The following is a 23,489-nucleotide window of genomic DNA, read 5'->3' on the forward strand; positions in this document are numbered from 1 at the left end:
CGATGGTAGTGTGGGGTCTCCCCATGCGAGAGTAGGGAACTGCCAGGCATCAAATAAAACGAAGGGCCCTGTCGGAAGACAGGGCCTTTTGTTTTATCTGTAGTCTGTCGGTGAGCACTCGTTGCGCAGCAACGGCCCGTAGGGTGGCGGGCAGGACGCCCGCCATAAACTGCCAGGCATCATACAAGTGAAAAAGCCCGTCCGTCAGGACGGGCTTTTTTGCGTGTGTTGACCCGTCCTGAATAGCGTTGACACGTTCCAGACTTAAATCCGGAGAACGTGATGATGACTGAGTTCAAACGCACCCAACGCGATTATCCTCTATCCTTTAAAATAGCCGTCGTTGAGCAGGTCGAAAAAGGCGAGATGACCTATAAACAGGCCCAGCAGCGATATGGCATTCAGGGGCGCTCCACCGTACTTGTCTGGCTGCGTAAATATGGCCGGCTTGACTGGAGACCCGGACTTCCTGACCTGGTGAAGAGGAAACTGCCTGTGGCTCAGACAACTATCCCGCTGACACCCGAGCAAAGAATCAGGGAACTTGAAGAACAGCTTGAGCTGGCAAACCAGAAAGCTGAGTTTTTTGAGTCCGTTATCAACGTCCTGAAAAATGATTACGGGGTAAGTGTTGTAAAAAAGCGGCCCGGCAAGTCCTCACGCAAAGTCAGGCCCCCAAAATAACAGTTACGCGTGCATGTCAGTTCCTGGGGCACAGCAGACAGGCGTGGTACCAGTACAATACAAGATGTAATAAACGGCAGGAGCATCATGCTCAGGTTCTTGATTTTGTTGCCCGTACCCGGTGCCGTCAGCCGCGAATCGGTACGCGTAAACTGCACTATCTGCTGAACGTGCAGGCCGATAAAACGCTGAATATCGGACGGGACCGTCTGTTTAATCTGCTGGGTGAATACCGGCTCCTGGTACCCGTGAAACGGGCATATCACAAAACCACCAACAGCCATCATCGCTTTTACCGGCATCCTAATCTGCTGAAACCCGGCCCTGAACAGGTTACCGCCCTTGAGCCAGAGCAGGTCTGGGTTGCCGATATTACTTACCTTCCACTACGCAGCGGCACGGCCTATCTGAGTCTGGTCACCGATGCCTGCTCCAGAAAAATCGTGGGTTACCATGTCGGGGAAAACCTGCAGACAGAAAATGTGGTAAAGGCGTTCAGGCAGGCTCTGAGGCGGAGAAAAACGACAGGTCCGCTGGTACATCACTCTGACAGAGGACTGCAATACTGTTCGGTACTTTATCAGTCAGTTCATGAGCGAAACGGAATAACCTGTTCAATGACCGATGGTTACGACTGCTACCAGAATGCGCTGGCTGAGAGAATAAACGGGATACTGAAAAATGAGTTTTTACTCTCGCGTCCTGCAGACCTGGCGCAAGCGCGGGAAATAGTAAAAGAGTCCGTGGCAATTTATAACCATGAACGGCCACACCTGGCCCTGAAATACAAAACGCCCGATGATGTTCATCAGGCGTTTTACAGACAAAAAACTGTCAACCTATATCAGGACTAGTCATGTGGTAACTGTAAAAATGTAGGCCTGATAAGCGCAGCGCCATCAGGCAACCTGCACCGCCGGATGGCAGCTTCGCCTTATCCGGCCGGCATGCACTTATCAGACAGCGCTGCTACTCACGGATAAATTAAATTCAACAATGGATACGGTTTCCCAAGATCGTCGACCTCCGAACGTCCCGTCACCTTAAATCCCATTTTCTTATAAAATCCAACAGCTTGTGTATTCTGCTCGTTAACATTGGTTGTCAACCCCGGCGCCAGTGTTAACGCATGTTCAACCAGCATCTTACCGATACCCTGACCACGCACGTCCGGATCGACAAACAGCGCATCCATATGTTCGCCGGTAAGCAGCATAAATCCTACCGGCTCATCCTGATCGGTCACGGCAACCCATAGTGGCGCTTCTGGCAGAAAATCGCTCACCAGCTCTTCCAGTTCGGCCCGATAAGCGTTTGACAGAAAATCGTGCGTGGCATCGACTGAGCGACGCCAGATCGCAATCAGTTTTTCCCCTTCCTCATGCCTTGAACGGCGAATGTTAATCATCATCTTCACTCCTTTTTTGCTTACTTCTATTCTAATGCAAATGCTGTCGTGAAACTTTCTCACCTTGAACTTGCAGACTCGACATTCGCCTGATTTCTGAGTATATTCAGCTATCTGGATGTCTAAACGTTTAAACGTATGTCGTGAGGTTATCAGGTTATGCCGATTCGCGTGCTGGACGAGCTACCCGCCGTCAATTTTTTACGTGAGGAGAATGTCTTCGTCATGACGACTTCTCGCGCATCAGGTCAGGAAATTCGCCCGCTAAAGGTTCTTATCCTTAACCTGATGCCGAAGAAGATTGAAACGGAAAATCAGTTTCTGCGTTTGCTATCGAACTCGCCATTGCAGGTCGATATTCAACTACTGCGGATAGATGCCCGCGAGTCGAGGAACACGCCAGCCGAGCATCTGAACAACTTTTACTGTAACTTCGACGATATCTGCGATCAGAACTTTGATGGGCTTATCGTGACCGGAGCGCCGCTGGGTCTGGTGGAATTTAATGACGTGGCTTACTGGCCGCAGATTAGGCAGGTGCTGGAATGGGCGAAAGATCACGTTACTTCGACGCTATTTGTCTGTTGGGCCGTTCAGGCCGCACTCAATATTCTTTATGGTATCCCTAAGCAGACCCGTACAGATAAACTTTCCGGCGTCTATGAACATCACATCCTTCATCCTCATGCTCTGTTGACACGTGGTTTTGATGATTCGTTTCTGGCGCCACACTCACGCTATGCCGATTTCCCGGCGGCGCTGATACGGGATTATACGGATCTTGAAATTCTGGCCGAAACAGAAGAGGGGGATGCGTACCTGTTTGCCAGCAAAGATAAACGTATTGCGTTTGTCACCGGTCATCCTGAATATGACGCTCATACGTTAGCGGGTGAATATTTTCGTGACGTTGAGGCCGGGTTAAATCCGGAGATTCCGTACAACTATTTCCCGAAAAACGATCCGCAAAACATTCCGCGCGCAACCTGGCGCAGCCACGGTAATTTACTGTTTACTAACTGGCTCAACTATTATGTCTACCAGATTACGCCATATGATCTGCGTCACATGAATCCAACTCTGGATTAATCTTCTGCTCCTGACGATCCTAAAGCGTTTCAGCATGTTGAATCAGGCACCTTCGGGTGCTTTTTTTATTTCCGAAACGCACCTCATCATGTGATTAAATTTAATTTATATTGTTATCAATAAGTTAATTCACAATTAAATTAAAAATGGAAATTGTTTTTGATTTTGAAATTTAATTGAGTAGTCTTAGTTGTGTTGAACGAAAAGCGCACAGTGATCCTTCGTTCGCATTGGGGATGTATCTGGATCAACAACGAGGAGCTGCATGATGAATCCACAGGCAACCACAACTGATGAGTTAACCTTTACCAGGCCGCAAGGCGAGCTGGAAAAGCAAGTCCTGACCGCTGAGGCAGTCGAGTTTTTGACGGAGTTAGTCACCCGTTTTACGCCAAAACGCAATAAACTCCTGGCTGCACGTATCCAGCAACAGCAGGATATTGATAACGGTAAGTTGCCTGATTTTATTTCGGAAACCACTTCCATTAGAGAAAGTAATTGGCAGATTCGTGGTATTCCGGCGGATTTACAGGATCGCCGAGTAGAAATTACCGGGCCGGTTGAACGTAAAATGGTGATTAATGCCCTGAACGCAAATGTGAAAGTGTTTATGGCGGATTTTGAAGACTCGCTGGCGCCGGACTGGAATAAAGTTATTGATGGTCAAATCAACCTGCGTGATGCGGTGAACGGCACCATTAGCTATACCAACGAAGCCGGAAAAATCTATCAGCTCAAGCCCGATCCGGCCGTATTGATTTGTCGTGTACGTGGTCTACATCTGCCAGAAAAACATGTTACCTGGCGGGGGGAAGCCATTCCCGGCAGCCTGTTTGATTTTGCTCTGTACTTTTTCCACAACTATAAAGCGCTGCTCGCTAAAGGTAGCGGCCCGTATTTTTACCTGCCGAAAACGCAAGCCTGGCAGGAGGCAGCCTGGTGGAGTGAAGTTTTCAGCTACGCCGAAGACCGCTTTAACCTGCCGCGCGGAACGATCAAAGCGACCCTGTTGATTGAAACGCTGCCGGCTGTTTTCCAGATGGATGAGATTCTTCATGCGCTGCGTGATCATATCGTCGGTCTCAACTGTGGTCGCTGGGATTATATTTTCAGCTATATCAAAACGTTGAAAAATCACCCGGATCGCGTCTTGCCGGACAGGCAGGTGGTAACGATGGACAAACCGTTTCTGAGCGCCTACTCGCGCCTGCTGATCAAAACCTGTCACAAGCGCGGCGCGTTCGCGATGGGTGGTATGGCGGCGTTTATCCCGAGCAAAGACGTTGAACGCAACAATCAGGTCCTTGCCAAAGTGAAAGCGGATAAAGCGCTGGAAGCGAACAACGGCCACGACGGCACGTGGATTGCGCATCCTGGGTTGGCGGATACCGCAATGGCCGTCTTTAACGAGGTACTGGGCGAGCACAAAAATCAGCTGTTCATTACCCGTGATGAAGATGCGCCGATTACCGCTGAACAGTTACTGGAGCCATGTGAAGGCGAACGCACAGAAGCGGGAATGCGCGCCAATATTCGCGTGGCAGTGCAGTACATTGAAGCGTGGATCTCCGGCAATGGCTGTGTACCGATTTACGGTCTGATGGAGGATGCCGCGACGGCGGAAATCTCACGAACCTCTATCTGGCAGTGGATTCACCATGAGAAAACGCTGAGCAATGGAAAACCCGTAACGAAAGCGCTTTTCCGCGAAATGTTGGCGGAAGAGATGCGGGTAATCCAGGACGAACTGGGCGAGCACCGCTACAGCAGCGGGCGCTTCGACGATGCCGCACGTCTGATGGAGCAAATCACCACCTCAGATGACTTAATCGACTTCCTCACCCTGCCGGGCTATCGCTTACTGGCTTAATTCACCACATAACAATATGGAGCATCTGCACATGAAAACCCGTACTCAACAAATCGAAGAATTACAGAAAGAGTGGACACAACCGCGCTGGGAAGGCATCACCCGCCCGTACAGCGCGGAGGAGGTGGTGAAATTACGCGGCTCGGTTAACCCGGAATGCACGCTGGCGCAGCTCGGCGCCGCGAAAATGTGGCGGTTGTTGCACGGTGAAGCGAAAAAAGGCTATATCAACAGCCTTGGCGCGCTGACCGGCGGTCAGGCGTTGCAGCAGGCGAAAGCCGGTATTGAGGCGATTTATCTTTCAGGCTGGCAGGTGGCGGCAGATGCCAACCTGGCATCCAGCATGTATCCGGATCAATCGTTGTACCCGGCAAACTCTGTTCCGGCGGTGGTGGATCGGATCAACAACACTTTCCGTCGTGCAGATCAGATCCAGTGGGCATCCGGTATTGAACCCAACGATCCGCGCTATGTGGATTACTTCCTGCCGATCGTTGCTGATGCGGAAGCCGGTTTTGGCGGCGTTCTGAATGCCTTCGAACTGATGAAATCGATGATTGAAGCCGGTGCAGCGGCCGTTCACTTCGAAGATCAACTGGCGTCGGTGAAGAAATGCGGCCATATGGGCGGCAAGGTGCTGGTCCCCACGCAGGAGGCGATTCAGAAACTGGTTGCTGCGCGTCTGGCCGCTGATGTGATGGGCGTCCCGACGCTGGTGATTGCGCGTACCGATGCGGATGCGGCAGATCTGATCACCTCCGACTGCGATCCCTATGACAGCGGTTTTATTACCGGCGAACGCACCAGCGAAGGTTTTTACCGCACCCATGCGGGCATTGAGCAGGCGATCAGCCGCGGTCTGGCGTATGCCCCGTATGCCGATCTGGTATGGTGCGAAACCTCTACGCCGGATCTCGAACTGGCGCGTCGTTTTGCCGATGCTATCCACGCGAAGTATCCGGGCAAACTGCTGGCCTATAACTGTTCGCCGTCCTTCAACTGGCAGAAGAATCTGGACGACAAGACCATTGCCAGCTTCCAGCAGCAGTTGTCGGACATGGGTTACAAATACCAGTTTATTACCCTGGCGGGCATCCACAGCATGTGGTTCAACATGTTCGACCTGGCGCATGCATACGCTCAGGGCGAGGGCATGAAGCACTATGTTGAGAAGGTTCAACAACCCGAGTTCGCCGCGGCGAAAGATGGCTACACCTTTGTTTCCCACCAGCAGGAAGTGGGCACAGGTTACTTCGACAAAGTCACCACCATTATTCAGGGCGGCGCGTCATCCGTTACCGCGTTAACGGGTTCCACCGAAGAATCGCAGTTTTGATTGATGCCCGGTGGCGCTGTGCTTACCGGGCCTACAGATAGCGTAGGCCGGATAAGCGAACGCGCCATCCGGCATGACGTGGTGCCGGATGAGGGAAAAAAATGCCGCGTGGCCTGGAATTACTGATTGCTCAAACCATCCTGCAAGGCTTTGACGCGCAGTATGGTCGATTTCTGGAAGTGACTTCCGGCGCGCAGCAGCGTTTTGAACAGGCCGACTGGCACGCCGTCCAGCAGGCGATGAAAAGCCGTATCCACCTCTATGATCATCATGTGGGTCTGGTGGTGGAGCAACTGCGCTGTATTACCGATGGCAAAAGTACCGACGCGGATTTCCTTTTACGCGTTAAAGAGCATTACACCCGGCTGTTGCCGGATTACCCGCGCTTCGAGATTGCGGAGAGCTTTTTCAACTCCGTTTATTGCCGGTTATTTGACCACCGCTCGTTAACACCCGAGCGGTTGTTTATTTTCAGTTCGCAACCGGAGCGTCGCTTCCGTACTATCCCGCGCCCGCTGGCCAAAGACTTCTTTCCCGATCACGGTTGGGAGCCGCTGTTGATGCGCATACTCAGTGACTTACCGCTGCGTCTGCCCTGGCAGAATAAAAGCCGGGATATCCGCTATATTATCGCGCACCTGACTGAAACACTGGGCGAGGACGCGCTACCTCGCTGCCATGTCCAGGTGGCGAATGAGTTGTTTTACCGTAATAAAGCGGCCTGGCTGGTAGGTAAATTAACCACACCTGACGGTACGCTGCCGTTTTTATTGCCGATTCATCGCACTGATGAGGGGGAACTGTTTGTCGATACCTGCCTGACCACCACGGCAGAAGCGAGCATTGTGTTTGGTTTTGCCCGCTCTTATTTTATGGTGTATGCGCCGCTGCCTGCCGCGCTGGTTGAGTGGTTGCGTGAAATCCTGCCGGGTAAAACCACTGCCGAACTGTATATGGCGATTGGCTGCCAGAAACATGCGAAAACCGAAAGCTACCGCGAATATTTATGTTATCTGGCTGAAAGTGATGAGAAATTCATTGAGGCGCCTGGTATCCGCGGCATGGTGATGCTGGTGTTTACCCTGCCAGGTTTCGACCGGGTATTTAAAATCATTAAAGACAAATTCGCCCCGCAGAAAGAGATGTCTGCCGCCCATGTGCGTGCCTGTTATCAACTGGTAAAAGAGCATGATCGCGTCGGTCGTATGGCGGATACCCAGGAGTTTGAGAATTTCGTACTGGATAAACGGCAAATTGATCCGGCGCTGATGGCGCTGTTACGGCAAGAAGTGCCAGAGAAGATTACCGATCTTGGGGAACATATCGTCATTCGCCATCTCTACATTGAACGGCGCATGGTGCCGCTGAATATCTGGCTGGAACAGGTAGAAGGCCAGCAGTTGCGCGATGCGATAGAAGAATATGGTAATGCGATTCGCCAGCTTGCCGCCGCTAATATTTTCCCCGGCGATATGTTGTTTAAAAACTTTGGCGTTACCCGTCATGGCCGCGTGGTGTTCTACGACTACGATGAAATTTGCTACATGACGGAAGTGAATTTCCGCGATATTCCGCCAGCGCGTTATCCGGAAGACGAACTGGCCAGCGAACCCTGGTATAGCGTCTCGCCGGGTGATGTTTTCCCGGAGGAGTTTCGCCACTGGCTGTGTGCCGATCCGCGTATCGGGCCATTGTTTGAAGAGATGCATGCCGACCTGTTTCGCGCCGATTACTGGCGCGCGCTACAGACGCGTATTAAAGAAGGGCATGTAGAAGATGTGTATGCCTATCGTCGTCGCCAGCGCTTTAGCGTGCGTTATGAAACCGACCGTAGGCCGGATAAGGCCTTTGCGCCGCCATCCGGCAATGTACGCCGTGCCTGATGGCGCTGCGCTGATCAGGCCTACAAATCAGTCCCAACCCTTGCTTATCTAAACCCACCATAGGCCAGCGTCACCTCTTTCGCCGCTTTAATCACCATGGCGCCAAGTTCGGTGACGCGATCGTCAGTAATGCGTGAGCAGGGGCCGGAAATAGAGAGGGCCGCAAACGGTTCGCGGTGTTCGTCATAAATACACGAGGCCACGCAGCGCAGACCGAGCGCATGTTCTTCGTCGTCAAAGGAATAGCCGCGCTTGCGTGTTTGGGCGAGGTCATCTTTCAGATGCAGCGGCGACACCAGCGTCGCATGGGTATAAGCGTGCAACCCCTTGCGGTGCAGCAGACTGGTAACCTGTTCCTCACTGAGCTGTGATAAAAACGCCTTGCCCGCGCCAGAGGCGTGCATGGGCAGCTTGCCGCCAATAGGGGCGGACATGCGCATCAGCTGCGTACACTGCACCTGGTCGATAATAATGGCCTGATGGTCGCTCTGGTCGAGTACGGCAAGGTTTACCGTTTCGCCGGAGTCCTCCATCAGCTTGCGCAAAATCGGATGGACAATCGCCAGCAGATTACGGCTCTGTAAGAAGCTGCTGCCGACGATAAACGCGTGTGCGCCTACGGCCCAGTGGCCCAGCTCACCAACCTGGCGAACAAAACCCTGCTGCTGCATGGTGGTGAGTAGACGGTGAGTCGTGGAATTAGGCAAACCCGCCTGTTGCGCCAGTTCGGTCAGCGCGACGCTGCCGTTGGACTCGGCAATCCACTCCAGCAGCTTCAGACCGCGAGTTAAAGACTGAACCTGCCCGGTTACGGGTGCAGTGGTAGCGGCAGGTTTTCTCCCGCGTTTCGCGGGAACAGGGGCAACCATGGCAGACTCCTTTTTCTGTATCGTGGAAATCATTTTCGTTTTATTCAATTATAATGCAAGAGTTCCTGAACTGATCGGATGAGTGACATGACAGGATGCCCGATGGCGCTTCGCTTATCAGGCCTACGCTTTGGGAGCCGCCAAAGTAATTTGTAGGCTGGATAAGGCGCTTGCGCCGCCATCCGGCAAAGCGACAGAAGTGGGTGGCAAGCTGAACATGTCTCATGTTGCCCGTTGTTCTCTTTTCCGCCAGCACGCTTTGTGCCAGTATGGCTCGTTACGTGGAGCGTTGTCGGGAGCGAGTGTGAGCAGCAAAGTTGAACAACTGCGTGCGCAGTTAAATGAACGTATTCTGGTGCTGGACGGCGGTATGGGCACCATGATCCAGAGCTATCGTCTACATGAAGAAGATTTCCGCGGGGAGCGCTTTGCCGACTGGCCCTGCGACCTGAAAGGCAACAATGACCTGCTGGTCCTCAGCAAGCCGGAGGTGATCGCCGCTATCCACAACGCCTACTTTGAGACTGGCGCGGATATCATCGAAACCAACACCTTTAACTCGACAACCATTGCGATGGCGGATTACCGGATGGAATCCCTGTCGGCGGAAATTAACTATGCGGCGGCCAAACTGGCGCGTGCCTGCGCCGATGAATGGACGGCGCGAACACCAGAAAAACCACGCTTTGTTGCGGGCGTGCTTGGTCCAACTAACCGCACGGCCTCCATTTCGCCGGACGTCAACGACCCGGCGTTTCGTAATATCACCTTCGATCAGCTGGTGGCGGCCTACCGTGAATCCACTAAAGCGCTAGTGGAAGGTGGCGCAGATCTGATTCTGATTGAGACCGTCTTTGACACCCTGAATGCGAAAGCGGCGGTGTTTGCGGTGAAAGAAGAGTTTGAAGCGCTGGGCGTTGATCTGCCGATCATGATTTCCGGCACCATCACCGACGCCTCTGGCCGTACGCTTTCCGGCCAGACGACCGAAGCCTTTTATAACTCGCTGCGCCACGCCGAGGCGCTCACTTTTGGCCTTAACTGCGCGCTGGGGCCAGATGAACTGCGCCAGTACGTCCAGGAACTGTCGCGGATTGCCGAATGCTACGTCACCGCGCACCCGAACGCCGGCCTGCCGAACGCTTTCGGCGAGTACGACCTTGACGCCGACACCATGGCGAAACAGATTCGCGAATGGGCGGAAGCGGGCTTCCTGAATATCGTTGGCGGCTGCTGCGGCACCACGCCGGAGCATATTGCGGCGATGAGCCGCGCCGTTGCCGGTTTGCCGCCGCGCCAGCTGCCGGATATCCCGGTTGCCTGCCGCCTTTCCGGCCTGGAGCCGCTGAACATTGGCGACGACAGCCTGTTTGTCAACGTCGGCGAACGTACTAACGTCACCGGCTCGGCCAAATTTAAACGGCTGATCAAAGAAGAGAAATACAGCGAAGCGCTGGATGTCGCCCGTCAGCAGGTAGAAAGCGGCGCGCAGATTATCGATATCAACATGGATGAGGGGATGCTCGACGCTGAAGCGGCGATGGTGCGTTTCCTCAGCCTGATTGCCGGTGAGCCGGATATTGCCCGTGTACCAATCATGATCGACTCCTCCAAATGGGAGGTTATCGAAAAAGGGCTGAAGTGCATTCAGGGTAAAGGCATCGTCAACTCTATTTCGATGAAAGAGGGCGTGGAAGCTTTTATTCATCATGCGAAGTTGCTACGTCGCTATGGCGCGGCAGTGGTGGTGATGGCTTTTGATGAGCAGGGGCAGGCCGACACCCGCGAGCGTAAAATCGAAATTTGCCGCCGAGCCTACAAAATTCTCACCGAAGAGGTGGGCTTCCCGCCGGAAGACATCATCTTCGACCCGAATATTTTCGCCGTGGCGACCGGTATTGAAGAGCATAACAACTACGCGCAGGACTTTATCGGCGCTTGCGAAGATATTAAACGCGAGTTGCCCCATGCGCTGATCTCCGGCGGCGTCTCTAACGTGTCCTTCTCGTTCCGCGGCAACGACCCGGTACGTGAGGCTATCCACGCGGTATTCCTCTACTACGCCATCCGCAACGGCATGGACATGGGCATCGTCAACGCCGGGCAACTGGCGATTTATGACGATCTGCCTGCCGAACTGCGCGATGCGGTTGAAGATGTCATTCTTAACCGTCGCGATGACGGCACTGAGCGTTTGCTGGATTTGGCGGAGAAATACCGCGGCAGCAAAACCGACGAAGCTGCCAACGCCCAGCAAGCGGAATGGCGCTCCTGGGATGTCAAAAAACGCCTTGAATACTCGCTGGTGAAAGGCATTACCGAGTTTATCGAGCAGGATACCGAAGAAGCCCGTCAGCAGGCCGCCCGCCCGATTGAGGTGATCGAAGGGCCGCTGATGGACGGCATGAATGTGGTCGGCGACCTGTTTGGCGAAGGGAAAATGTTCCTGCCGCAGGTGGTGAAATCCGCTCGCGTGATGAAACAAGCGGTGGCCTACCTGGAGCCGTTTATTGAAGCCAGCAAAGAAAAAGGCTCCAGCAACGGCAAGATGGTGATTGCCACCGTGAAGGGCGATGTGCACGACATTGGCAAGAACATTGTTGGCGTGGTGCTGCAATGTAACAACTACGAAATCGTCGATCTTGGCGTGATGGTGCCTGCGGAGAAAATCCTCAGAACGGCGCGTGAAGTGAATGCCGATCTGATTGGCCTTTCCGGGCTGATTACCCCGTCGCTGGACGAAATGGTCAACGTGGCGAAAGAGATGGAGCGACAGGGCTTTACTATCCCGCTACTGATTGGCGGCGCAACCACTTCGAAAGCGCATACGGCGGTGAAAATCGAGCAGAACTACAGCGGTCCGACGGTCTACGTGCAGAATGCTTCGCGTACCGTGGGCGTGGTGGCGGCGCTACTCTCCGACAACCAGCGCGATGACTTTGTCGCCCGTACCCGCAAAGAGTACGAAACCGTGCGTATTCAGCACGCCCGCAAAAAACCGCGCACGCCGCCGGTCACGCTGGAAGCGGCGCGCGATAACGATCTGGCATTCGATTGGGAACGCTACACCCCGCCGGTAGCCCACCGTCTGGGCGTGCAGGAGGTGGAAGCCAGCATCGAAACTCTGCGCAACTACATCGACTGGACGCCGTTCTTTATGACCTGGTCGCTGGCCGGCAAATACCCGCGCATTCTGGAAGATGAGGTGGTGGGCGTTGAGGCGCAGCGTCTGTTTAAAGACGCCAATGATATGCTGGATAAACTCAGCGCCGAGAAACTGTTGAATCCGCGTGGCGTGGTGGGCCTGTTCCCGGCTAACCGTGTGGGTGACGACATCGAAATCTATCGTGACGAAACCCGTACTCATGTTCTGACGGTCAGCCACCACCTGCGCCAGCAGACCGAGAAAGTCGGTTTTGCCAACTACTGTCTGGCGGATTTTGTCGCGCCGAAACTGTCCGGAAAAGCGGACTACATCGGCGCGTTTGCCGTCACCGGCGGTCTTGAAGAAGACGCCCTGGCTGATGCTTACGAAGCGCAACACGACGACTATAACAAGATCATGGTGAAAGCGATTGCCGACCGTCTGGCGGAAGCGTTTGCCGAGTACCTGCATGAGCGTGTACGTAAGGTTTACTGGGGATATGCGCCGAACGAGAGCCTGAGTAACGACGAATTAATCCGCGAAAACTACCAAGGGATTCGCCCGGCGCCGGGTTATCCTGCCTGCCCGGAACATACCGAAAAAGGCACTATCTGGCAGCTACTGGATGTCGAAAAACACACCGGGATGAAGCTTACCGAATCTTTCGCCATGTGGCCTGGCGCGTCGGTTTCAGGCTGGTACTTCAGCCATCCTGAGAGCAAATACTTCGCGGTAGCGCAGATCCAACGCGATCAGGTGACAGATTATGCTTTCCGTAAAGGAATGAGCGTTGAGGACGTTGAGCGGTGGCTGGCGCCGAACCTGGGTTACGATGCGGACTGATTCATAAAATCGTCACTTTTCCTTACAACATACAAGGCGCTCATTGGGTGCCTTGTCTCTTTCTTACAATTAAACCCTTATACTGAAGGAAGGCTCTACGCTGAATTTGCCGGATGGCGGCGTAAACGCCTTATCCAGCATACCGTATTACGTATGGTAAGCCCGGTGGCGTGCAACGCCAGCAGGCCTTAACGCTGTGCGCCATCAGGCAATTTATCGCAAGTGAGCTTCAGGAAAACGTATAACGATAAGGAGAACCTGACGCCGTGTTAACTTTGCTCCATCTACTTTCTGCCGTTGCGCTGTTGGTATGGGGAACACATATCGTTCGTACTGGCGTAATGCGCGTGTTTGGCGCGCGTCTACGCACTGTCCTCAGCCGCAGCGTGGAAAAGAAACCGCTCGCCTTTTGTGCGGGTATCGGTGTTACCGCGCTGGTACAAAGCAGTAACGCCACCACTTTATTGGTAACGTCGTTTGTCGCCCAGGATCTTGTCGCCCTGACGCCAGCTCTGGTGATTGTGCTGGGCGCCGACGTGGGGACCGCGCTAATGGCGCGTATCCTGACCTTCGATCTCTCGTGGCTGTCGCCGCTGCTGATTTTTATCGGCGTGATTTTCTTTTTGGGACGTAAGCAGTCCCGCGCCGGGCAGCTGGGTCGCGTCGGTATCGGGCTTGGCCTGATTCTACTGGCGCTGGAGCTGATTGTGCAGGCGGTGACGCCGATCACTCAGGCTAATGGCGTGCAGGTCATTTTCGCGTCGCTGACGGGCGACATTATGCTGGATGCGCTGATTGGCGCGATGTTCGCTATCATCAGTTATTCCAGCCTGGCGGCGGTGTTGCTGACGGCAACCCTGACGGCGGCGGGGATTATATCGTTCCCGGTGGCGTTGTGCCTGGTCATCGGCGCCAATCTGGGATCGGGGCTGCTGGCGATGCTCAATAACAGCGCCGCCAATGCTGCCGCGCGTCGCGTAGCGCTCGGCAGCCTATTGTTCAAATTGATCGGCAGCCTGGTCATCCTGCCGTTTGTCCATCCGCTGGCGAATCTGATGGATGAGCTATCGCTACCGAAGTCAGAGCTGGTGATCTATTTCCACGTTTTCTATAACCTGGTGCGCTGCCTGGCGATGGTGCCATTTGCCGAGCTGATGGCGCGTTTTTGTAAACGAATTATTCGTGATGAGCCTGAACTGGATACCCATCTGAAGCCGAAACATCTGGATGTCAGCGCGCTGGATACGCCAACGCTGGCGCTGGCTAATGCTGCCCGCGAGGTGTTGCGCATTGGCGATGCGATGGAACAGATGATGGAAGGGCTAAAAAAGGTCATGCACGGAGAACCGCGTGAAGAGAAAGCGCTACGCAAGCTGGCGGATGACGTTAACGTGCTCTACACCGCGATTAAGCTTTATCTGGCGCGAATGCCAAAAGACGAGCTGGCGGCGGAGGAGTCCCGCCGGTGGGCGGAGATTATCGAAATGGCCCTGAACCTCGAACAGGCGTCGGATATTATCGAGCGAATGGGCAGTGAGATTGCCGACAAGTCGCTGGCGGCGCGTCGGGCATTTTCAGAAGAAGGATTGAAAGAGCTGGATGCGCTTTACGATCAACTGCTCAGTAATCTGCAACTGGCGATGTCGGTCTTTTTCTCCGGTGATGTCACCAGCGCCCGTCGGTTGCGCCGCAGTAAACATCGCTTCCGTATACTTAATCGCCGATACTCACATGCGCATGTCGACCGCCTGCACCAGCAGAACGTGCAAAGCATTGAAACCAGCTCGCTCCATTTAGGGCTGCTGGGCGATATGAAGCGTCTTAACTCACTGTTCTGTTCGGTCGCCTATAGCGTACTGGAACAGCCGGATCAGGACGAGGAACGGGGCGAGTATTAAGTGAAATGCCGGATGGTGGGGCCTACGGAGAACATGCGCGTAGGCCCGCCATTCGGCATTCAATGTGCCAGGGATTAAAAGCGATGACCCGCTTCCAGCGCCACGGCCTCTTCGCCCGCTTTAAACACCCAGGTGGTATTCGGGCCGCCGAGAACCGCCTGGCCGTTGCTCACCTGAATCCAGTTACCTTCCGGCAAACCAATCACTGTCAGTTCCGGCGCGACCACCAGCAGTTCGCGAATACGCTGCTCGCGGGTCTCGCCCTTATGACCTTCCGGCAAGGCGTTAGTGAAGTGAGGATTAATTTGCAGCGGGAACAGATCCAGCGCGTCGAAACCGTTTGGATCGACGATCGGCATATCGTTGGTCGTGCGGATAGTCGGGCAGGCAAGGTTAGCGCCCGCGCTCCAGCCGATATACAGTGCGCCGCGTTTTACCCTGTCCGCCATCGGCGCCAGCAGCCCGCGTTCACGCGATTCTTTCAGTAGCTGGAAGGTATTTCCGCCGCCGACAATAATGATTTCCGCTTTCTCAATCGCTGCAAGCGGATCGGCGACACGATGAATCCCTGTGACGTTTATCCCTAATGGCGCAAGTACCTCTGCGGTTTTATCCGTGTACTCGTCCCATGTTTGCGTGACGCCGGCAAACGGAATAAACACGGCTGAGCGTCGACCGTTCAATTGATTCGCTATCAGCGGCAGAGCGTGTTCCAGCCAGGCTTTACCCGGCAGCGTCGAGTTACTTAATAAAAGCAGTTCCATTACTTCTCCACCTCATCAGGAAATGTCAAAACGTAATAATGCTACCATTATCCATTTAATGTCTTGCTGATATGGCTCATGATGTTATGCGTGTCACAGGCAAAGCGCGGTCGCTAAAAGTGACGCCAGGCCAGATCTGCTATCTGGTATCGCCTGAAAAATTACAGGTATAATCCGCAAAATTATTTAACACGTTTAGAGACGAAAATGGCAAAACTGACCTTACAAGAGCAACTGCTACAAGCGGGATTAGTGACCAGCAAAAAAATGGCCAAAGTCCAGCGCACGGCTAAAAAATCACGCGTTCAGGCTCGTGAGGCCAGAGAGGCGGTGGAAGAAAATAAAAAGGCGCAACTTGAGCGTGATAAACAACTCAGTGAACAGCAAAAACAAGCGGTTTTAGCGAAAGAGTTTAAAGCTCAGGTTAAGCAACTTATTGAAATGAATAGAATCAATGTCTCTAAAGGCGATATTGGTTTTAACTTCACCGATAATAACGTCATCAAAAAAATAGACGTGGATAAGCTCACTCAGACGCAACTGATTAATGGGCGTCTCGCGATTGCGCGTCTGGCTATCAATAACAGCGGTGAATGTGAATATGCGATTATTCCCGCGAGCGTCGCCGATAAAATCGCACAACGAGATGCGGACAGTATTGTCGTAAACAGTGCGCTGAGTCAGGAAGAGCAGGACGAAGATGATCCGTATGCCGATTTTAAAGTTCCTGACGATTTGATGTGGTAAGTCACATTCCCGACGTTTATGTAGAAAAATTTCTCAGAGAGTAAATATGCTGACCGACACATCTACCCGGCTTAATAAATATATTAGTGAAAGCGGCATCTGTTCGCGTCGCGAGGCGGACCGTTTTATCGAACAGGGCAATGTTTTTATCAACGGCAAACGCGCCGCCATTGGCGATCAGGTGGTCGCCGGGGATGTTGTTAAAGTAAATGGTCGGTTGATTGAGCCGCGAGAAGCGGATGATTTAGTGCTGATTGCGCTGAATAAACCGGTTGGCATTGTGAGTACCACTGAAGACGGCGAACGCGACAATATTGTCGATTTTGTGAACCACAGCAAACGTATCTTCCCGATTGGTCGTCTTGATAAAGACTCACAGGGGCTGATATTTCTGACTAACCACGGCGATCTGGTCAATAAGATTCTGCGTGCCGGTAACGATCACGAAAAAGAGTATCTGGTGACGGTGGATAAACCGATTACCGACGAGTTTATTCGCGGTATGGGCGCTGGCGTGCCGATTCTGGGTACCGTCACCAAAAAATGTAAGGTGAAAAAAGAGGCGCCGTTTGTCTTTCGCATCACCCTGGTGCAGGGATTAAACCGTCAGATCCGCCGTATGTGTGAATACTTTGGTTATGAAGTGACGAAACTGGAGCGTACGCGCATTATGAACGTCAGCCTGAGCGGGATTCCGCTGGGCGAGTGGCGCGATCTGACGGACGATGAGCTGATCGATCTGTTTAAATTGATTGAGCGTTCCTCTTCCGAAGCCAAACCAAAGGCCAAAGCGAAGCCGAAGACCACGGGTATTAAGCGACCGGTCGTTGCGATCGAAAAAAGCAATGAGAAAGCGCGCCCGACATCAAGCGGTAAGCGCTTTACCTCGCCGGGACGAAAGAAGAAAGGACGTTAACGTCTGCCGCGCGTCGGCGTATTCGCCGACCAGGAGAATGACGCTTCCGTATCGGGTTTATACGCCTGCTTTTTCTTCAACTGGCGGGCTTTTTTCGCTTCAGCCTCACGCAGCGCCATCAGCTTATCGATGTACTCCTTTTTTACGCTGTTGGTCTCAGAATTGGTCAGCGGACGCCCGTGCGCAATACGGGCGCGGTCCAGCAACGTTTTCAGTTCGCGCTGTTCGCGCTCGGTCATCTCTTTTTGGGTAATGCGGGGGAGTGCCATACGGGTGCCCTCAGTTAGCCGATGCATTTAGAGCCTATCCCATTAGGGCTATTTTACTTGCCATTTTAGACCTGGGCAGTGCTCAAAATCCTCACGTACTACGTGTACGCTCCGGTTTTTGCGCGCTGTCCGTGTCCAAACTGGCTGCGCCAATAACGCCTGGTGGGATAGGCTCTTAGTCTACGGCAATACGCAACGGGCGGATAGCGCTCAGTCAGCAATCCGCAGCTTTCCGGCGAAATCCTGTGGCGTATAACCCGTTGACGTAAATCCTTTATCCGTGATGATGTTATCGATTTCTTTTACGCTTGCGATGCACATCACACCGTCCTGACCAAATTTGGTATGGTCGGCAAGAATCACTGATTTTTTGCTCATCGCAATCATGGCTTTGGCAACGTAGGCTTCTTCAAAGCTCTTCACCAACACGCCATGCTGGGGAGAAATGCCGCCAGCGCCAATAAAACAGATATCCGCGTGAATCGCGTTAATCTGCTGACACACCGAGACGCCGAGGTTGGCGCGAAAATGGTAATCATATTCGCCGCCTAATACATACACGCGGGCCTGCAGGTTATGCTCTTTAATTTTATCGGCAATCAGGGCTGAATTGGTAATCACGGAAAAAGCGAGAGGCGGTAATTGCTCGGCCAGAATAAGGTTAGTTGTGCAGGAATCAATAAACAATGTATCCCGTTCACTGACCATTTCGGCGGCAAGTTTGCCAATCGCTATTTTCTCTTCGCGATGCGCCTCTATTCTTGCGCTAAACGCATCCTCCTGGACAACTTGCTTTTTGACTGCGCCCCCATGAATCTTAGTGATTTTGCCTTCAGATTCCAGTAAGGAGAGATCGCGACGAATGGTTTCCGAGGTGACGTTGAGCATTTCCGATAATTTAATAACGGTGACTTCACCGAATTTGTTTAATTCATCAAGAATATGTTTTCGTCTTTTAATTGGATTCATTATCTTTCGCCGTCGTCAACCTTTGGCGCATGGTAACTGGATGCGTCAGGCAACGCAACCACTCCAATGCATGGACGATACCCTCCTCATCATTCGTGGCAGTCACATAGCCGGCCTGCCGCTTTACTGCATCCGGCGCGTTGCCCATTGCGATGCTGATTCCGGCGGCGGCAAACATGCTGACATCATTCTGCTGATCGCCAATCGCGACCACCTTGTCAGAAGATATATTTAAATAATGAATTAATTGTTCTATTATGCACCCTTTATTTATATCGGATCTTTGAATATCAATATAATTCTCTCCCGTGACAACCGCATAATATCCACAAGGCAGGTGATTATTCACTTCTGTACACAGATTATCTATCTCCGGAGATGCGGCAACAAGTGTAATTTTATATATGTTGCGACGATTAAAGATATTTTCTGCAGTTTCAGTTATAAGCGGTAATCCAAATAAGCGAGCCTCATATGTTGTCCAGTGCGCAATCAGTCTATCGTCACGATGGTGAATTGCTTCGGCACTAAAAAAATGGTGGTGATAGCGGGAAAGAGAAATATGCTGGTCAATATTCCACAGGTCTGTGGCGGTCAGAGGGGCAGCATGAATAATGCGCGGCCCCGCCATCTCCAACAGGTGTCCGCAGTTAAAACCGGCGCACCAGCTAAACAACCTATCAACCTGTTGTTGGCGTAGCAGGCGTACCATTGAGGAGACTGGTCTGGCGGAACATGCCGCCAGCAGACCACCGTCCTGGCGGAACGCAATCAGCGCCTGACGCGTGCGCGGGCTGATTGTTTTCTGCGAGGTGAGTAATGTTCCATCCAGATCGGTGATCAACAACATCTCTCGTTCCCTGATATCAATGAACAATAAACGGCGTAACGGCTTCTTTGGCGGCGTTGCACACCATGTTGTCGATAGCCGTACCGACCACCAGAATATTGACTCCGGTATCTTTAAACGCTTTCGCGTTGGCGAGGTTAATCCCGCCTTCCGCCAGCGTCGGAACATCCACCGCGCCGACCAACGCCCGCAGGCGATCTTTAATCATCTGCGGGATATCGCCTGCCGCTACGCCTTCATAGCTCATGCCTGTCATCAGACCAATCATATCCACGCCGATATCCTGCATTCGCTTCGCCACGCTGGCGACTTCTTCCGGCGTGCGTGCAGGAATACCGAAAGTATGCAGATCGTCAGGATGGCCAATGTAGGCATCGACAGTCAGACCATACTGATGGGCGAGATTAACGATGTCCTGCAGATCGTCCCAGTCGGATTTATGCGTATGTAAACCGTCGGCCCCAGCGCGGGCAATCTCCAGAATTTCCGTTTCGCTGAGCGGCACCGGTAAGGTTTCGGTAAAACCGCCGGCGATACCAACGGTGATAAAAATATCGTCCGGGACCACATTACGCACACCGTGTACGGCCTCAGCCATCTGGCTATTGGTGATTTCGTGACGAATCTGCTCCGCCGCGTGCATGTTGCTCACGCCTTTGTGTCCACGCGCCAGCGCCAACGCAGGGTGGTTCGGCTCCAGTAGCTTAACGCCAGCCTCACACACGGCTTTCGCCAGGCGCGCATCGTCGCCGGTTATTCCTGTGCTGAGGATGGTTTGCCCGCCGTGAAGCGTGATGGCTTCTTTCACTTTCTGTAACGCTTTGGCGCGTTTTTTATTCATATCGCCTTTAAACATGGTGTACCTCTGGTGTTGGTGCATTAATTAACGGCTGTCGTTGTTGATTCGCTCTGTACGACAGGTTTGAAACGGTTAGCAATAATGGTGGTAAGGCAGGTCATCGCCATTGTGGCAATCATTACGATGGCCATCTGGAGCGCATTGCTGGATAAGAACGGTGAGGCGAAAGCCGGAACATAGGCCACGCCTTTGACGTTAAAAAAGCCCAGCATCATGCCGCCCATCCCGGCCCAAAAAATGGCGGAGCCAAAAACAATTTTGTTGGCGAACATGAAGGGATAGGCGGATTCAACAAAGGTGCCAAAACCCAGGTTAATGAGCAGGCCCGGCGTAGCGACGGCAGCTTCGCTTTTTTCACGCGGGGCGATCACATTGGCAAGGTTAATACCTGCGGCCACCATCACCAGACCGACCATATCGACCGCGCCGAGGAAGCTGACGCCGGATTTTTCCATCTCCAGCAGCACCAACGGCAGGATCACCGCGTGATAGACGCCGCCGAGAATGGCAGGCCAGATAACCAGACCAGCCAGCAGCCCGGCAAGAATTGGGCTGAATGCCAGCGTGCTTTCGATAGCCAGTTTGATGTAATTACCCGCAGATAGCGCCAGCGGACTCAGCAGATAGTGCATGATTAACCCAGCGGCAAGGCCCGATATCCCACCGGCGACGATGTTGACGGTAGTCATTGGGAAGCGCCAGTTCAGGCACAGCTCGAACAGCCAACGGACGAAAATCCCCGCCATTACACCGCCGATAATGCCGCCGATCAGTCCGCCCTCTACGGAAAGCACGCCAGCGACGACCCCGGCCACAATTGAAACTTCATCCAGTTCGGAAATCTGTTTTGCCGCCAGTACCGCGACTAACACCGGCAGGCCTTTTAATAAGATTTCAAAGATATCGTTAAGTTTTTCCAGTCCTGGTATATGGCTCAGGGCGAGTACAATCGCCATGGCGATAAAGCCTGGTAGCGCAGGGATCATGATGCTACGAATGTTAAAACGTTTGAGCAGGCTTTTTCCGGAACCGCTCTGCGAGGGTGAAGCGCTACCCAACTGTGGTTTGTACTTGATTCCCCAATGTTTACACAGTGACGCCACGAAGGAGACGGCGCGGGTACGGCTGGTGGTGCCGGTTGTTCCCGAGGTCGCGACCACATTCGCCCCCTTTGCCGCCACCAGCGCCATGGAGGTTCCCCCGGTGCCGACAATCGGTGTTTTCATCTCAACGGCGGCGGCAAAAACGGCCTGGTTCGCCTTTACCGGATCGGCGCTCATTACCACGATCCCATCGATCTCACCGCAGCGGATCATCTCAGCGATTTGGCGATCGCTTTCTACTACCGAGGTGTTTACCTCCGAAAGTTTGCCCTGAAATATGCGCTGTGGTTTTTGTTGGTTTTCTGTGGTTAATGCATAAACCGATGCCGGGGTATCCGGTTTGGCGACGTCCATCGAGGCTTCTGCCGCGATAAACTGTACGGCGGCCACATTTACGCCCGCAGCCTCACACTGCTGATAAATCTCCTGGAGTAACTTCTCTGGCTCGGCGCCACCCAGGTTGTAGAGGTTGCCTCCACTGCTTCCAATAATCGCAATTTTTTTCATAGCGGCCTCAAATAGGGTAAGGGGGTTATCTGTGTTGTAGTGCAATCATAATTCCAACTAAAACAAAATAAAGCAACAATAGAAAAGTGGGCTTATACCAAAAGATATCAATTTTTAAATGTAACTCATTAAAATATAATGATTAATTTATGTTTTTGCTTTGTGTTGTTTTGTGTTGTTTTGTGACGGGGTTCAAAATGGGGAGTGCATAAATAGGGGAAAGTTGCCCATGTTGATGGGACGAGTAGGGTGTACAGATTCCTGAGCAGTATTCCGCCAGCAGCGCCTGGCGCGGAACCGCTGGATGACGCGCCTGCGTCGCCATCCGGCAACGTATCGCCCGATGGCGCTTACGCTACCGGGTATACTCACTTAAAGCGGCGATACGCCGGGCTTTATACCCGGCGAGAGATTCAACAATCGTATTGCCAGCTACTGGCTAAGGCATAAAGGTGGCTGGGGGAGTAGCGCCAGCTATCGTTTAGTCCGAGAAATTCAGCGCAAAACTCGCTGCAAAACAGTTTATCTTTGCGCTCCCGGTTATACAGCGCGATACCGAGCGCGCCCTGCCAGTCATAGCGTTTGCCGTTGTGTTTGCGGAAAAAGGCCTCCACTTCCGGCAACGTGGCCTTTAACGGTAGCTTATCCCACTTATCGTCCGGTAACAGTATTATCTTTCCCCGCACGCCGCGATCGCGAAACGACGCGGAGTAGCAGAGGTATTCATTACCGCCGTGTTCTACCGCCAGTTCACAGTGAGAGTAGATACCGCGCGTGACTTTGCGCGTGAGCCAGTCGGCAAACCTGGCGATGCCGCGATACGCCGATCGCCCCTTATAGCAGGCGAGCCAGACGGTGGTTTGATTCATGGCTGCCAGCCTGATGAATAGTCGTAGTCGAGCACAGCCTCGATATCCTCCAGCGCCTCTACCGCCGCAATATGCCGCTGCGCGTTGGCAAACAGGCGCATATCGTGATCCATAGTGACGGTTTCAAACTGCGCGGCGATGTCGTTGGTCAGTTCAATCAAACCGTTATTTTTGGTCTGCCACATTAACCCTGCCGGAATCTGCTTTGCCTGACCCATTCTGGTGAGTGACATTTGCTGAATACGGCTGTTAGCATCGCTATGGAAGTGGTTGCCGTCGATGACGATATAGTCGGCGGTAACGGTGTCGCGCCGGGTTTTGATTTGCTGAATTTTGGCTGCTTTTATATCGCTAAGAACCATACGCATCTGAGTTTCATCAAATACCCATTCGCCTTTTTCCAGCTTATAAAAGTTACCTGGTGGTGGAGCAGTGACAAATGATAATGTTTCACTATTAACCCAGGTACGATTATTCGTGTTTGCGTATTCTTGCCATTGTTGTTCAGTAACTTCAATCAAATATTTTCTTTCTGGATAATTGTAGAGTTCTGTATCCATCCAGTCCAGGACAATAAATGATTGTGGATCATAATATGCGTATTTTGCCAT

Annotated in this window: 20 protein-coding genes; 10 read left to right on the forward strand and 10 right to left on the reverse strand. The window is 52.8% G+C overall.

The genetic code is table 11. From position 1 onward, the window contains the following. Positions 1–282: 282 nt before the first annotated feature. Positions 283–1,538 (forward strand): IS3-like element ISSen1 family transposase gene (locus ACLD4K_RS12575; RefSeq protein ID WP_183058932.1). Its coding sequence is split into 2 segments (ribosomal slippage): positions 283–634 and positions 634–1,538, totalling 1,257 coding nucleotides; the frame shifts between segments, so codons are not numbered across the junction. Between the two features lie 119 nt (positions 1,539–1,657). Here the strand turns inward: ACLD4K_RS12575 and ACLD4K_RS12580 are convergent. Beyond that, complete coding sequence (locus tag ACLD4K_RS12580; protein ID WP_000973244.1) at positions 1,658–2,095, reverse strand: acetyltransferase; 438 nt, start codon at positions 2,093–2,095, stop codon at positions 1,658–1,660. Positions 2,096–2,251: 156 nt separating this feature from the next. On the opposite strand from ACLD4K_RS12580, the gene metA reads away from it, so the two are divergent. The 4 genes from metA to aceK all read left to right on the forward strand — a co-directional run bounded on the left by metA (position 2,252) and on the right by aceK (position 8,270). Then, positions 2,252–3,181 carry a homoserine O-succinyltransferase MetA gene (gene metA, locus ACLD4K_RS12585; protein ID WP_001122764.1) on the forward strand — a complete coding sequence of 310 codons (930 nt, stop codon included), beginning with the start codon at positions 2,252–2,254 and terminating at the stop codon, positions 3,179–3,181. A 268-nt stretch (positions 3,182–3,449) separates the two neighbouring features. Next, positions 3,450–5,051, forward strand: coding sequence for a malate synthase A (aceB, locus tag ACLD4K_RS12590; RefSeq protein ID WP_001069371.1), 1,602 nt, complete (start codon positions 3,450–3,452; stop codon positions 5,049–5,051). A gap of 31 nt (positions 5,052–5,082) precedes the next feature. Further along, positions 5,083–6,387 (forward strand): isocitrate lyase, encoded by a 1,305-nt coding sequence (gene aceA, locus ACLD4K_RS12595; RefSeq protein ID WP_000857882.1) that lies wholly within the window; start codon positions 5,083–5,085, stop codon positions 6,385–6,387. A 101-nt stretch (positions 6,388–6,488) separates the two neighbouring features. Beyond that, positions 6,489–8,270, forward strand: a complete 1,782-nt coding sequence (aceK, locus tag ACLD4K_RS12600; protein ID WP_339032066.1) for a bifunctional isocitrate dehydrogenase kinase/phosphatase — start codon at positions 6,489–6,491, stop codon at positions 8,268–8,270. 44 nt (positions 8,271–8,314) lie between these two features. On the opposite strand, the gene iclR is transcribed toward aceK, so the two are convergent. Continuing rightward, positions 8,315–9,139: a glyoxylate bypass operon transcriptional repressor IclR gene (gene iclR, locus ACLD4K_RS12605; RefSeq protein ID WP_000226433.1), complete on the reverse strand. Its 825-nt coding sequence runs from the start codon at positions 9,137–9,139 to the stop codon at positions 8,315–8,317. Positions 9,140–9,443: 304 nt separating this feature from the next. Between iclR and metH the strand changes: the two genes are divergently transcribed. Both metH and ACLD4K_RS12615 read left to right on the forward strand, forming a co-directional pair. Beyond that, positions 9,444–13,127: a methionine synthase gene (gene metH, locus ACLD4K_RS12610; protein ID WP_411011956.1), complete on the forward strand. Its 3,684-nt coding sequence runs from the start codon at positions 9,444–9,446 to the stop codon at positions 13,125–13,127. A 266-nt stretch (positions 13,128–13,393) separates the two neighbouring features. Continuing rightward, positions 13,394–15,025 (forward strand): Na/Pi cotransporter family protein, encoded by a 1,632-nt coding sequence (locus ACLD4K_RS12615; RefSeq protein ID WP_000956811.1) that lies wholly within the window; start codon positions 13,394–13,396, stop codon positions 15,023–15,025. Between the two features lie 74 nt (positions 15,026–15,099). Here the strand turns inward: ACLD4K_RS12615 and pepE are convergent, their stop codons facing one another. Further along, on the reverse strand, positions 15,100–15,789 hold the full coding sequence (pepE, locus tag ACLD4K_RS12620) for a dipeptidase PepE (protein WP_000421776.1): 690 nt from the start codon (positions 15,787–15,789) through the stop codon (positions 15,100–15,102). Positions 15,790–15,860: 71 nt separating this feature from the next. Here pepE and ACLD4K_RS12625 point away from each other — a divergent pair, with 71 nt between their 5' ends. Genes ACLD4K_RS12625 through rluF form a run of 3 tightly spaced genes read left to right on the forward strand, consistent with a single transcriptional unit; the run spans position 15,861 to position 17,452 of the window. Further along, complete coding sequence (locus ACLD4K_RS12625; protein WP_411011957.1) at positions 15,861–15,962, forward strand: hypothetical protein; 102 nt, start codon at positions 15,861–15,863, stop codon at positions 15,960–15,962. Between the two features lie 34 nt (positions 15,963–15,996). Further along, entirely contained in the window at positions 15,997–16,536 is a 540-nt protein-coding gene (locus ACLD4K_RS12630; protein WP_411011958.1) for a DUF2058 domain-containing protein, read from the forward strand. A gap of 46 nt (positions 16,537–16,582) precedes the next feature. After that, entirely contained in the window at positions 16,583–17,452 is an 870-nt protein-coding gene (rluF, locus tag ACLD4K_RS12635) for a 23S rRNA pseudouridine(2604) synthase RluF (RefSeq protein WP_000954619.1), read from the forward strand. Here rluF and ACLD4K_RS12640 read toward each other — a convergent pair. The 7 genes from ACLD4K_RS12640 to ACLD4K_RS12670 form a co-directional block, all read right to left on the reverse strand. Then, positions 17,449–17,721 (reverse strand): DUF3811 domain-containing protein, encoded by a 273-nt coding sequence (locus ACLD4K_RS12640; protein ID WP_001207628.1) that lies wholly within the window; start codon positions 17,719–17,721, stop codon positions 17,449–17,451. The two genes, rluF and ACLD4K_RS12640, sit on opposite strands and share 4 nt — an antisense overlap. Before the next feature lie 210 nt (positions 17,722–17,931). Continuing rightward, the gene (locus tag ACLD4K_RS12645) at positions 17,932–18,690 is read right to left on the reverse strand and encodes a DeoR/GlpR family DNA-binding transcription regulator (RefSeq protein ID WP_001068171.1); all 759 of its coding nucleotides are present in this window, start codon (positions 18,688–18,690) and stop codon (positions 17,932–17,934) included. Continuing rightward, positions 18,677–19,540 carry a Cof-type HAD-IIB family hydrolase gene (locus ACLD4K_RS12650; RefSeq protein WP_411011959.1) on the reverse strand — a complete coding sequence of 288 codons (864 nt, stop codon included), beginning with the start codon at positions 19,538–19,540 and terminating at the stop codon, positions 18,677–18,679. The genes ACLD4K_RS12645 and ACLD4K_RS12650 overlap by 14 nt, the downstream gene beginning before the upstream one ends. Positions 19,541–19,556: 16 nt before the next feature. Next, positions 19,557–20,396, reverse strand: a complete 840-nt coding sequence (locus tag ACLD4K_RS12655) for a hypothetical protein (protein WP_000472332.1) — start codon at positions 20,394–20,396, stop codon at positions 19,557–19,559. Positions 20,397–20,419: 23 nt separating this feature from the next. Beyond that, positions 20,420–22,009, reverse strand: a complete 1,590-nt coding sequence (locus ACLD4K_RS12660; protein WP_000716847.1) for a PTS sugar transporter — start codon at positions 22,007–22,009, stop codon at positions 20,420–20,422. A 413-nt stretch (positions 22,010–22,422) separates the two neighbouring features. Further along, the gene (locus ACLD4K_RS12665) at positions 22,423–22,878 is read right to left on the reverse strand and encodes a hypothetical protein (protein ID WP_411011960.1); all 456 of its coding nucleotides are present in this window, start codon (positions 22,876–22,878) and stop codon (positions 22,423–22,425) included. Continuing rightward, complete coding sequence (locus ACLD4K_RS12670) at positions 22,875–23,489, reverse strand: DUF4376 domain-containing protein (RefSeq protein WP_411011961.1); 615 nt, start codon at positions 23,487–23,489, stop codon at positions 22,875–22,877. The genes ACLD4K_RS12665 and ACLD4K_RS12670 overlap by 4 nt, the downstream gene beginning before the upstream one ends.

The sequence above is a fragment of the Salmonella sp. 741265055_HSA genome, from assembly GCF_046569525.1.
Taxonomy (GTDB): Bacteria; Pseudomonadota; Gammaproteobacteria; order Enterobacterales; family Enterobacteriaceae; genus Salmonella; species Salmonella enterica.